We start from the raw sequence: 12,690 nt of genomic DNA on the forward strand, positions 1-12,690 counted from the left end.
CCCTTATTGCAGTCAATATTTTATTTAAATTCTAAACTTTGAAATTTTTATTATACCAAGATTTCACATTTTCAACAAACATATCTGAGCTATATTTCTCTACTTGCTTGTAGCCTAGCTCTATTTTCGATATTGTTTCCTCTTCATCTTCTATAGTTAAAACAATAGCTGAAGCGATTGAATTTTCATCATTGGGATCAAAATATCGGGCTGCGTTTCCTGCTATTTCAGGAAAACAAGAAGAATGACTACACAGTAAAGGACATCCAAACTTGAATGATTCTATAATTGGAATACCAAATCCTTCATCAAAAGAAGGGAAAATAAACATTTTAGCATTTTTATATAAATCATTAATTTGTTCATCGCTTTGATATGGCAAAAATTCTATTGCTTCCGTTATAGCTAGATCACTAGCTATCTTTTTATATTGATGCAAAACTTTATTATCTCTTATTCCGATCATTTTTACTTTATAAATCTCCTTAATGTGATCAGGAAGCTTACTAAAAGCATACAGTAATGATTTGGAATTTTTATATGAAGGCTCTCCTCCTATATGCAAAATATAATTTCCCCTTTCATAATATTTAGGATTCAAGATAATATCAGATTTGTTAAATCCAATAGAATTTGGAATAACATTTACCATGTTTTTATCTAAATCAAACCTATTTAACAGCTGTTGCTTAGAATATTCAGATACCGTAATAATATGCTCGAATTTATTTATAATTCTAGGCACTACAAAACGTCTATAAACAGCTCCTACTTTCTGTCTTAATGACCGATCTTTGGAGTTATTAAAGTAAATTAGATCATGAATAATTAAGACATTTTTACTTGACTTTCTAAGAAAAATGGTAGAAGTATTGTAGGGATAAATAACCATACTTTCAATTCTTTTTGTGAAAAAATACATTGAGAATTGTTCCCATAATATATATATTGAAAAACCGAACGAATGATACTCATTACTATCAACTTTAGTACCAGTTCTAAGAAGACCTAAAGCTCGCAAGCCTATATTATTTTTCAATACACCAACAAAATTGTTAATATATTTTCCCATGCCTCTATGCTGATTAATAGCAAAAGTAGCATCATAAACAATTTCTACATCAAATTTCATAAATTAACTTTTCAATTTTTTCAACACACTTTGAAATTGTGAATTTTTCATTAAATATTTCTAAAGAGTTATCTCCTTGAGATTTTCTCAAATCCAAATTATCGTATAAAGTATAAAGAGCATCCCTCAATTCTTTATCATTATGGTAATTTATTAAATAACCATTTTTATTATCCGAAACAATATCCTTAGTCCCACCAGTATCAGTTGAAATAATAGGTAATCCAAATGACATTGCTTCAAGGAGCGAAAGAGGAAAAGATTCGAATTTAGAAGGTAAAACAAAAATATCCGCCTGACTTAAAATAGATTGAATATCTTCAACAAATCCAACTAACTTAATGTTAGGAACACTATTACTGTTAATAAAATTATTTAAAGATTCATATAATGGTCCTGCTCCTGCTATTGTTAACTGTATATTTTTATCATCACCAAAAGTTTCCCAAAACACATTAATTAACCAATCAATCCCCTTGTTAGAATCGAGCCGAGAAATACATAAAACATTTAATATTGATGACCTATTTTTATGTTCAATAAAATTAAATGATTCAACCCCATTATTTATAATTCGTATTTTCTTTTTATTCCAAAAAACTTCGTTTTTTGCATTATCATATAATAAAACTATTCTATCACAGCATAAATAACATAAGTTTAAAATTAGATGCCCAAGCTGCCTTTTATAAAATTGGAAAGCATTATTGGAAGTATGCTTATAAGCAATTTTATTTTTTACCTTAATAAATGGTGAAAAGTAAATTGGTCTATTCCCATTAAAAATAACAATTTCTATATCATGAAGTAGGATTAAGCTATTGATCCTCTTAATCTGTAATAAAAAATTATCCTCCTTAATAAGATATTTATTTTCTCCCTGTAGTTGGTCAAAAGTACTTTGGTCTTTTACTAAAAAATAGTAATTATCTTTATTAGACAAGTGTTTTTGTATTGTCAGTAAAAATTTTTGTCCTCCACCAAAAAAAGGTGTCAGATCTAGAATAGCGACTTTTTTGCCCATAGTCCTTATTTTTTAACTCCCTTCATTTGATTATGGATAAGTATAAAGCCAATATATACCACATAAATATACAGGGATAATCTTATCAAAAAATTGGCCGGATCGTATGCAAACCATCTAGGATAAAGGCTTAGAACGAGGATCGCAATAATTTTAAAAACTTTTTTATCTGCAGAGGAATATGTTTTATTAAATAAAAATGCCAAACAAAAACCAATTAAAATTGGTCCAAGATATCCAAACCAAACATAAAAATAAGCCGAAACTAATCCTCCACCACCTAGAGAAGTAAAGGTACCAGCAAACATGGGTACACGAGCTTCTATCCAAACAAAAGATGATGGAACAAACCAATTCCAAATAAAACCTATTGTAGACCAAATCCTTAAACCTAATGAAAAAATATCATCTTTTATTAAACCCAAAAAAACTACTGATGAATAAAATACATCTGTTTGATTACTAATAATAATTCCTTTATCACTTTTTTCAAATAAAGCTAAAGTATCTTCAACAGTCAATGAACCCATCATCTTTAATAAATTTACAATTTCTGCAATAATGAATCCTAAAAAAGCAAATATCATCATATAAACTGTTTTAAACTTTCCGTCAAAAAACAATACAAAAACTACAATAACCATTTGAACAAATTGAATCCTATAACCTCTCGTGATAGTCATAAAGCAATAATAAACCACAAGTAATAACAGACTTTTTCTTAAAAAAGGCTTATCTGTAAAAAAGAAAGCTATGACAAAAAAAATATAAAAATATTCTACACTTCCACCCTGACCTTCCAAATTATCTATGTAAGTGCTGTAAGATCCCCCAATAACACTATTCCCTTTTATTGAAAGGATGATGCCCAGCATAATTAAATATAAAAATGAAAATAAAATTATATTATTATTGGGTTTTATTAAATCTCTTATCTTCAAAGAACTTTTATTTAAATTACTTTTAAGAAAAAGTAAAAATGAACTAAGGAAAAGCAAATGTATTCCTAACATTTGGTCATACAAATCCCTTCTATAATATTGAGTATGAGCTGAAATTATATAATCTCCATAGTAATATGGAATTAAATACAAAAGGTAGGACAAGAAAAACACTCCCATTAATACAGCTGGTTGAATTCTTCTCATCTCCCAAATGATAAAAACATTTGTTAGAATTGCCATTATTAATAATGTTTTACCTAAGGCGAAAAAATTGCTTAATAACATTAAACCAATATTTATCAATGCAAATATTGACTTAAGCAAAAAGCTCTTTTTAATATAAAATAGATTCCCCTCTTTGAACATTAGAATATCATCTGGATTTGATAAGCCACTTAAAATTATTATTATAATATATAGTTAAAAATAATTATGCATTTATTATGCTAATAAAAAATCGATTCTTTTTAGATTAATTAAAATAATCCTTAAAAATCGATTTAAGAAATAGAATTTCTTAAGGTTTTATAATATCATTCTCAATTTTTTATATAATCTATATAAAAAAAAGTTGCCCAAAAATAATTTTTCAGAATAAATGCATTTCCAAATTAATTTTGTTTCTTTTTTTTCTTTCACATTATACAAAACAGGATAAACTTTATTTTTATCCATAGAGAAATAATATGGCACTGAATTCCTAAGAATATAATAATCAATAAATTCGTTCAAATTAGGAACTTTAATTGATCGATAATTATCGATTTTAGATAGTAAGTGCTTTTCATACATGCATTTTAAATTCATTGCTCTATTTTCACCCAACAAATCGTATACTGCAGTGCCAGTTTTTTTTACTACGGCAATATTATTCATCATTAATTTAAACCAAACATCTAAATCTTCCCCATGTTTTAAGTTTGTATCAAAACAACCTACTTCAAGTAATGCTTTTTTCGATACGCAAACAGATGAAGAATGAAATATAGTACCTTTACTTGCTAAACTAAAATAATCATTAATATAGCCTTCAAAATCATCGGGCAAGGAATTTTCAATAAATTGAACTCCTTTTTCTGAATTTTCACATACAAGAGTTGAATAGATTTTACCATCTTGATACTTATTCTGTAATTCTGCAATAATCTCTAAATGATTTGGTTTCCAATAATCATCCGCATCTAAAAAACAAATCCAATCTGTACTTGCATTTTCAACACCTAAATTTCTTGCACTAGAAACCCCTCCATTCTTTTTATTTATAATTTTTACCCTCTCATCCTTTATCTTCTCAACAACATCTAAACTATTATCAGTTGAGCCATCATTTACAATTATTAACTCAAAATTAGAATAATTCTGTTCAAGAACTGTTTTAATAGCTCTTGAGACCGATTTTTCTTTATTATACAGAGGAACAACAATACTAAACATATTTCATTTCATTAATTCTTTCAATCTTACATCGATAGTCTTCTTAAATAGACCAGTTATTGCTTCATTTGAATAATTTTCTAAAAAAAAGTTTTTTGAATTAATTCCTTTATCAAATAATTCCGTCCTATTTTGATTAAAATAATTTATTTGTTCAATAAACTCTTCAGCTGTTTCACATTGAGCTCCTATATCTTTAATTTTTTTTATATCGTAGCCCTCTAAAGCTTCTGATGTTGCAAGAATTGGTTTTCCATACATTAATGCCTCAGCCGTTTTTGTCTTCATTCCACTACCTAAAAAAATAGGTAAAATAACTATTTGTGCTTTTTTATAAAACAAATCGAGGCTTTCGACTCTTCCGTATATAGTTGTATTCTTGTTATTCGTAATAATGTTATCATTTAATCCGTTACCCACAATTGACAAATTGACATTTTGGACTTTAGTCATTACATTATTAATGAACCAATTAATTCCATGTATATTAGCATAAAAATTAGAACCTACAAAAAGTAATTCCAGATTATTAGTTTCACTAATAAATTTCTCATCTAATAAAGGTTGTTCAATTTTCTTTGTTTCCAGTGATGTTGGTAATAAAAAATCTGCTTTCCTTCCATAAATTGAAAATAACTTTTTGCTATCTCTTTCATTTAAAGCAATAATCAAATTTGAATAATTAACAGAAAGTTGTTCAACTCTTTTTATAAAAGGAGGCAAAAAGTATCTGCTTTTAAGTTTGCTTGACTTAAACAAATCTTTGATATATAGATACTCAACATTATGGAAGAAAGTAATTACGATAATATTTTTAAATTGTCTTTTAATACTTTTTGATATCAATCCATAAATTGAATTTGAAATAAATACTACTTGAATATCTTCTTTTTTTAAAATAGAAGAAATATCTTTTAATGTTTTATTTGATATCCCACCAAAAAATGATAAATATTTACTGTATAAAATACTTGTGTTTTTATCTTCTTTTTCAAATTCATGAATAATAATATTTTCCTCGCCATATACATTTTGCAATAAATACAAATTCCTATTATTTACAACTGCACCGCCAGAATCAAGTTTTAATTTATTTAAAACAAAAAGTATTTTCATATTAAACTAATTGTATCGTTTAACAACAAATTTATTTACATTTTTAACAAAAATCTATTTAAGTCTATCTCACACTTGTAAAAGCATTCTTCATTTAAAGTGCAAAAGCCTTTCAAGCTCTTTGATTTAATAGCATAATTTAAACTTAACAAAAAAAATCTAAATTATATTTATACTTTAAATCGTAAGATAATTGAGATTTACTTAAATACACATAACTAAGACTCTAAAAATTCATCATATATCTTTTATAATTGCTGTCGTCTTAATTTAATTAATGATTCTTGTGCACCTATTACAATAAACATAAAAAAACTAATTCTAAATTCTTTACAAACTACATATGGCCACTTCCAATTTGCATAAGCGATCTGAACTAATCCTTGTACTAAAACAAGTCCTAATATTCCCCATCCTGTATATGCTAGAGAAAAATAATCTCCTAGAATTATTGCTCCTCCTGCAATTAAAGATGGTTTAACAAACGGTATTTCATTCTTAATTACAATCAGTGTCGAAAAATTAGAGTGATTACCTTCTAATAAAACAATTACCGTAAAAACCCCCATTATCAATAACGAAGGAAGTTTGGCATTGGCCCCTATAACTGTCAAAAACCAAGGACATATAAAAATTATAAAAAAGGCTCCCAAAATAAATAATACATAATATAAATTCATACTGTAAGCAAACTCTTTTAATAATTCATCCAATTTCCCATTAACTCTTAATACAGAAAAACGGGATTGATTTATTGAAAAAAAAGTTCCTGCTACGGCACTTACTAATCCAAAAAGCTGCAACATAAGACCATATGATGCAATATCTGATAAAGGCAAATACAAGCCTGCTAAAAAAAGACTGAATTTATTAATGGCATAACTCCCTATAAACACAAGTCCTAATCTTCGAGAATTATGCCAAACGATATTAAACAACTTTATCTTTTCTTCTTTCGTGATAATATAACTGTCTAACTTACCTCGCAAATCGTTCGTAAAAAAAAACCTATATGAAATAATCCTGTTAAAAAAAGGTGCAACAAAATTTGCAATTACAACTCCTACTAATCCAAATCCCATATAGAGAAAAACAAAAGCTAAGAGGATATAAACCAGTTTTGAGTATACAATAGCTTTCCTAGATTCCATTATCATCCCTTTTCCAACTAATAAAGAGGTATAATATGAATAGAAAATATCAAAAAAAATAGAAAAAGAAAAAAACAACCAAATTATAAAAGCATTATCAACACTTTTAAAACCATCTGTAACCTCATAAATATACCAAGTTCCTAAACTAAGCATAGTAGTCAAAACCACTAAAGCAATCCTCCTGTAAACATATTGTGCGGTTTTGATCATTGTTGACAGTAAACGATAATTAATTTCAGTAGGACTATCTAAGACTTCTAATCCTTCTTTTTTTAAATTCTGAGCACCTCCAAAAACATAAGATATGTTCCTGCCAAACTGTGATGCAAATCCAAAATCAAAAAGAGACACTAATGATCCAAATGTTATTAATAAATAATTTAATCCTATTTCTTCTTTTGTAAGCATTCTAAGTATCAAAGGCAACGTGATTACTCCTGAGGCTATAGAAAAAATTTGGGCAAAATAGCCCCAAAAAACATCTTTTTTTGACAATAACATATTGATAATTAAATTGGGGAGATAATTCTAAAATTGCGACAGCAATACTTGCCTCTTTTCATTTAAAATTTATATATCTCTAAGAAATCGAAATATTTAAATTCTACTTCTAAATCAAGCTTTTTTAAATAACTTTTTTAGTTTCAACATTAAAAAAATACATCTAAACTTATAAGAATTTAAAATTGTTTTACAAATAAGCTCAATTTTATCAAAGATTGAAATTCCTTTTACACAATATTTATCGTAAAGTTCTATCCATTCTTGTGAAGAATAAATGAGTGGATAGTTTAAAAACTCAATCATTTTATCGGGCAATACAAATCCCAATTCATTCGGAGATGCTATAACAAAATTATTTATTATAGATAATTCAGATTTAACAATTTTATTTAAAGGTATTTCACTGTAAAATTTAAGATTTAAATTAAGGTTATATTTTTTACAAAAAGCAAACCATATATATTGTTCAGAAGCGAATTTCATTTCATATCCTCCTTCTGAATACGGATCATTCCATTTAATCCAACCAGATTGAACGGCTCTTGTAGTTTGCGGTTCTAGCTGAAGTTCGATATCCCATAGCTGTTTCATATCACTTGTCAGACCTACTTGAAAAATATCACTAATGTGAAACAAAACAGGAGCTTTTCTAGGATTTAATGAAAAAACATTTGATGTAATAATCCTTTGATCAAAAAAACAATATTTTCCTCTATTTGGATATTCAGATAAAAAGTCAATAAAACCATTGTGCGATAACTTACAATCTCCTCTCAGTTTTATTGCAAATTTTCGACTAGCAACTTTTAAACCATTGTTTGTCGAAACAATCTGCCTATTATTGTTATTGAATTTATTTTTTAAATTATAGTCATTATATGATATAGAACCTGGGTCTTCATTAAAAACAATTTTATCATAATCCAAATGACTAACATCAGTATTTATCCATGTTGAAATTATAATTTCTGAACCGGGTAAAACATTCTTTACACTTGCAATACATTTTTTTGTAAGTTGTTTTTCATCTTCATCATCAGGTTTACCAAGAACTGGCCCTTGTATGATGATAGAAAAATCAGAACTTTGTATTTTCATAATCTCTTTAAATATACTTCTAAATCTTCAGGTGTTCCAATTCCATGCATATTACTAAATTCAATATCATAAATTCCTATCCTTGCTCCGTCTTTTATTAAATAATTATAGACTGGACAAGTATAAAACTCATTGTTGACGCGATCATTTTCAATAATCATATCTATGGCTGAATCAACAAATTGTGCGCCTTTATTAAAGAGATAAATTCCAACTGTAGCAAATTCTGATATAGCCTCTTTTTCTTTTACTTCAATAACTAAATCATCATTTAATTTAGCAAAAGACCATTTTGGATTTAATTCTATATCTTTAAAAGTTAGTATCGAACCATCCAAATCTCTATCAAAGCAATCATTAATAAAATCCGGTATTGATATATCGACAATTTGATCTGAATTAGCTATTAGCAATGGTAATTCATTATTGATATATTTTCTAGCATACAAAACTGTACAAACAGTACCTTCAGTTAATTTATCAATACCAATAAATTTGGCATTATATTCTTTTTCAATCTGAACAACTAGTTCTTTTTCCTTTTCTAAATGTTCTTTGCGAGCAATTAAAATGTAATTAGCATCTGGATAACTCAAATTATCTAAAACCCTTACTATCATTGGCTTTCCATCAACATCAATAAATGGTTTCGGCTTTTCGTATCCTACATTAGCAAAACGACTTCCTAAACCAGCCATAGGGATTACTATATTAATCTTGCTCATATTTATCATTATTTGCGCCTGGTAATTTCACCACAACAGTTATTACATCAGTTAGTGCCTTAAAGTTTGTTGTCACTCCTGGAACGATTTTTATTATTTCATTTTCACCATACTGTATACCATTCATTTCAACAATACCATTAACTATTACAGTAAATTCAGTTGCAATTTTATGAAAATGAGGATTTTCAAACTCACCCTTTTTATATTTTTTTACTCCAACTTCTACTTCATTTGTCTTATATAAAGATGGTTCGAAATTTCCAATAAACCATCCTTTGAACATTTCATCTAAATTATATTTTTCTACTACCATCTTTCATTTTTAATTATAATTCTCAAATTCTGTGATCAATTTAGGGGAATAAAATGAATGATAATCTTTATTCTCAATTTCATAAAAATTAACTTTTTTATTTCTTAATATAAATTCATTTATAACTGGAGATATAAAAAACATTCCGTCACTCTGAACATCATTGATAATTGTCTGGAAAGCACATTCAAAGAAAAGTTTAGCTGAATTGAAATAATAATATCCAGCAATAGCCCTATTACTTATAGGGTTCTTTTCAGCAGTTTGAATAACATTCTCTCCATCAGTAAGAATATATGACCATCTAGGATGAACAGATTTAAAAGTTACAACACCTACATCGGCTTTTTTATCTAACCAATATGAGTTAAACTCAGACAAATCCTTTTGTATAATTTGATCACTATTTAATATTAAAATAGAATCATCATTATCAATTTTATCAATAGTCATTAAAACCGAACATAATCCCCCTTTAGTTTCATTTTTTATTTTTACAATTTCACAATTAGGAGATAATAATTTTAATGTATTATCTAGATGATACTTTGTTGCATCTTCGTCTTTAATAACAAAAACAATTTGATTTGGAATTGTTATTGAACTTGTTTTTTCTATAACCCACTCAATCATTGGTTTACCTTTAATCTCTACCAAAGGTTTAGGGTAAGGAAAACCAGCCTTATGAAATATTTCTGAAGAACCGGCTAAGGGTATAATTATCTTAAGCATTTTCAATTTCTTTGATACGTTTTATAATATTCTGATAGGTTACATCATCTGGATTTTCAACTTTCAACAAATGAGCTCCAGAAGCTAGCGCTGCTTTTATGCCATTTTGATTATCTTCTATTATCAAGCATTCATCAGGTTGAAACCCCAACCTATTTATAGCCTTGCTGTAAATTTCTGGATCAGGTTTTCCTTTTTCAACATCTTGGTTTGACAAAAAGAAATCTAAGTATTCTATCAAACCCGATCTTTCCATCATTAATTCAATTGTCTTACGAACAGAATTTGAACATACTGACAAAAGATACCCGTCATTTTTAAGTTTTGACAAAGCATATCTATGATGAAAAATTGGCTTACAAGTAGTATAAACTATTTCCCATGTATATTCTTGTTTCAAATCATTGATAAAATCATGAAGTTTAGTTGGAAGTCCTCCTTCCAAACTTAACATTTCTAATTTTTTCTTGGTAGGTAATCCATCAAAAGTTACTAGGTGATCATACCTGGTTATCTCAGTACCAAATAGCCCAAGCGCTTTATTGAGGGATTCATAGTGCCAATCACGTGCATCTATTAAAACACCATCCATATCAAAAATTACAGCTTTAATTTTCATAATTTATTATTTAAAAAATTCAGTAGCATCTTCTGGTAGATCAGTACAAAGTATTATATCATCTGATTTATGATAATTATTTTCTTTCAGATATTTCCACAAGTCAAGATGATTACGTTTGTGAAGTTCAGGAGATACTATAGCGACTTTTTTTCCGCTTTGCAAATGTTTTGATAAAATGTGCTTATCGTACCATGTCGATTCAAATGAATCCAGCCATATCCCTTCACATTTCTCAATAAATGGCGGAATAGGTTCATATTCACTTTGTCGCGTAAAAGTCATTAAATTATTTTTTAAATAACCTATTGTGTCTGGGATAGACATATCAAAAACAAAATAATTTTCAATTCCAAATTCAATTAATTTCTCTTTTAGTTTCACTTGCAATCCATCTGACTTAATGTTCAATGCCAAGGTCAAATTTGAATTTGAATAAGTATTATAAATTTTAAAAAAATCATCAATCTTTAAACTGTTTTCATCTGGAATATCATGTGAAATTACTAATTCTCCTTTGTAATCTCTAATATCTGTTTCAGTTCCGTATCTTAATTTAAAAGATCTGTCAAAACTAATTTGTTTATTTTTTTCTTCTTGTGATTTCCAATAGCCTCTATGAGAAATTATATTCATTTTAATTAATTATTTTTAATATTATAAAACATTTATTCAAGATACTAAAAGATGCAGCAAAAATAAAATGATATAGTTATTACTGCTAATCTATTTCGAAAGAAAGAATAATATATTAATTCTTATATACATTTCATAAATGTAATTCTAACTATAATTACTTTTCCTATTCAGATAATTAACTAAACAATACTTGCTTAAACAACCTTCTAACTATTAAAATAATCATTATAATAAAAGATGCTAAAATACTACCTATGATAAATCCTTTAGCTTTTCCAAAATACTCTTTTGACAATGGCAAAATAGGTCTATCAATAACTTGGATTAAAGGAGTTTCTTTACGTAAAGTAACTTTGGCTAATTCAGATTGTTTAACCAATTCTGTCAATATGGCTGTGTTTGCTTGTACATCTACCTGTCTCCTCGAAGAAGGTGCCCTGCGAACATTAAGGGCTGGATTCAAATTAAAAGTATTATCATTAGCGACAGCAACACTTGTGATTGCTCCATTTAATTCAGAGCGGACAGAATCTACCTGATGTTCTAGAATGTCCATATTCATGCGAGCTTTTTTACTTTTTGTCTCTACATAAAACTTACCTACTTGTTTCGCTAATGCTTCACAAAAATACAATGAAAACAATTCGTTTGTAGAACTTACATCTATTGAAATAATTGCATTTTTTTTATCTTTTTGTGCAACAGATAATGAATTTTGAGAAAGATTACGATAAATAACTCCTAAGATACTGTCATTTTCTCTTGTGAAATAATCACGATTAAGATTTGGTAAAAACTTAATATTCTTAAACTTAGGCTGATCATTCCATTTGTCTCTCCATTTATGAATTTGAATATACATTTCAGCTAACGAAATAACCTTATTATTATAATGAACAGGTGTCAAAAGGGTTTTTTCTACCATCGATCTTGACTTAAATAGTTCAGTTAAATTTGAACCTGAAAATATACTACTTCCATTACCTCCAATATCAAGTCCTAAAGAACCAGCCAAACCTAATGCTCCTCCTAAGCCTCCAGTGCTTTTTTCATCTTCTACAACAAAAGATAATGTTGCGGTATAGATAGGTTTCTTTAAGAAAGAATAGGTCAGTCCTGCAAGAGCCCCAAAAATTCCCGCTAATACAATTATTTTCCATTGAGATAACAAATAATTATACCAATCACTAATTTTTAGTAACAATTCTTTTAACGATATTTCATCGTTTTCAATAAGTTTATCATTCATTAAA

The 12,690-nt window shown here is 27.7% G+C and carries 13 protein-coding genes; all 13 read right to left on the bottom strand.

Annotated elements, in window-relative coordinates; translation table 11 throughout:
* Window positions 1-31: 31 nt before the first annotated feature.
* Window positions 32-1,132 (bottom strand): glycosyltransferase family 4 protein, encoded by a 1,101-nt coding sequence (locus tag FJOH_RS01800; RefSeq protein ID WP_012022446.1) that lies wholly within the window; start codon window positions 1,130-1,132, stop codon window positions 32-34.
* The gene (locus FJOH_RS01805; RefSeq protein ID WP_012022447.1) at window positions 1,122-2,156 is read right to left on the bottom strand and encodes a glycosyltransferase; all 1,035 of its coding nucleotides are present in this window, start codon (window positions 2,154-2,156) and stop codon (window positions 1,122-1,124) included. Before FJOH_RS01805 ends, FJOH_RS01800 begins: the two co-directional genes overlap by 11 nt.
* A gap of 5 nt (window positions 2,157-2,161) precedes the next feature.
* Window positions 2,162-3,340, bottom strand: a complete 1,179-nt coding sequence (locus FJOH_RS01810; protein WP_123875681.1) for an O-antigen polymerase — start codon at window positions 3,338-3,340, stop codon at window positions 2,162-2,164.
* A gap of 285 nt (window positions 3,341-3,625) precedes the next feature.
* Complete coding sequence (locus FJOH_RS26135; RefSeq protein WP_012022449.1) at window positions 3,626-4,534, bottom strand: glycosyltransferase family 2 protein; 909 nt, start codon at window positions 4,532-4,534, stop codon at window positions 3,626-3,628.
* Window positions 4,535-4,537: 3 nt separating this feature from the next.
* Window positions 4,538-5,650 carry a glycosyltransferase gene (locus FJOH_RS01820; protein ID WP_012022450.1) on the bottom strand — a complete coding sequence of 371 codons (1,113 nt, stop codon included), beginning with the start codon at window positions 5,648-5,650 and terminating at the stop codon, window positions 4,538-4,540.
* Window positions 5,651-5,898: 248 nt separating this feature from the next.
* Window positions 5,899-7,305, bottom strand: a complete 1,407-nt coding sequence (gene wzx, locus FJOH_RS01825) for an O-unit flippase-like protein (RefSeq protein WP_012022451.1) — start codon at window positions 7,303-7,305, stop codon at window positions 5,899-5,901.
* Between the two features lie 114 nt (window positions 7,306-7,419).
* Entirely contained in the window at window positions 7,420-8,406 is a 987-nt protein-coding gene (locus tag FJOH_RS01830) for a WavE lipopolysaccharide synthesis family protein (RefSeq protein WP_012022452.1), read from the bottom strand.
* Window positions 8,403-9,131 carry a glycosyltransferase family 2 protein gene (locus FJOH_RS01835; RefSeq protein WP_200799110.1) on the bottom strand — a complete coding sequence of 243 codons (729 nt, stop codon included), beginning with the start codon at window positions 9,129-9,131 and terminating at the stop codon, window positions 8,403-8,405. The genes FJOH_RS01830 and FJOH_RS01835 overlap by 4 nt, the downstream gene beginning before the upstream one ends.
* Window positions 9,118-9,447, bottom strand: coding sequence for a hypothetical protein (locus FJOH_RS01840; RefSeq protein ID WP_012022454.1), 330 nt, complete (start codon window positions 9,445-9,447; stop codon window positions 9,118-9,120). The genes FJOH_RS01835 and FJOH_RS01840 overlap by 14 nt, the downstream gene beginning before the upstream one ends.
* A 9-nt stretch (window positions 9,448-9,456) precedes the next feature.
* Window positions 9,457-10,179 carry a glycosyltransferase family 2 protein gene (locus tag FJOH_RS01845; protein ID WP_012022455.1) on the bottom strand — a complete coding sequence of 241 codons (723 nt, stop codon included), beginning with the start codon at window positions 10,177-10,179 and terminating at the stop codon, window positions 9,457-9,459.
* Window positions 10,172-10,798, bottom strand: a complete 627-nt coding sequence (locus FJOH_RS01850; protein ID WP_012022456.1) for an HAD family hydrolase — start codon at window positions 10,796-10,798, stop codon at window positions 10,172-10,174. The genes FJOH_RS01845 and FJOH_RS01850 overlap by 8 nt, the downstream gene beginning before the upstream one ends.
* 6 nt (window positions 10,799-10,804) lie before the next feature.
* Window positions 10,805-11,434, bottom strand: a complete 630-nt coding sequence (locus FJOH_RS01855) for a phosphatidylinositol-specific phospholipase C/glycerophosphodiester phosphodiesterase family protein (protein ID WP_012022457.1) — start codon at window positions 11,432-11,434, stop codon at window positions 10,805-10,807.
* 178 nt (window positions 11,435-11,612) lie between these two features.
* The gene (locus FJOH_RS01860; RefSeq protein ID WP_012022458.1) at window positions 11,613-12,686 is read right to left on the bottom strand and encodes a Wzz/FepE/Etk N-terminal domain-containing protein; all 1,074 of its coding nucleotides are present in this window, start codon (window positions 12,684-12,686) and stop codon (window positions 11,613-11,615) included.
* Between the last annotated feature and the right edge of the window lie 4 nt (window positions 12,687-12,690).

This window comes from Flavobacterium johnsoniae UW101 (genome assembly GCF_000016645.1).
Lineage (GTDB): Bacteria > Bacteroidota > Bacteroidia > Flavobacteriales > Flavobacteriaceae > Flavobacterium > Flavobacterium johnsoniae.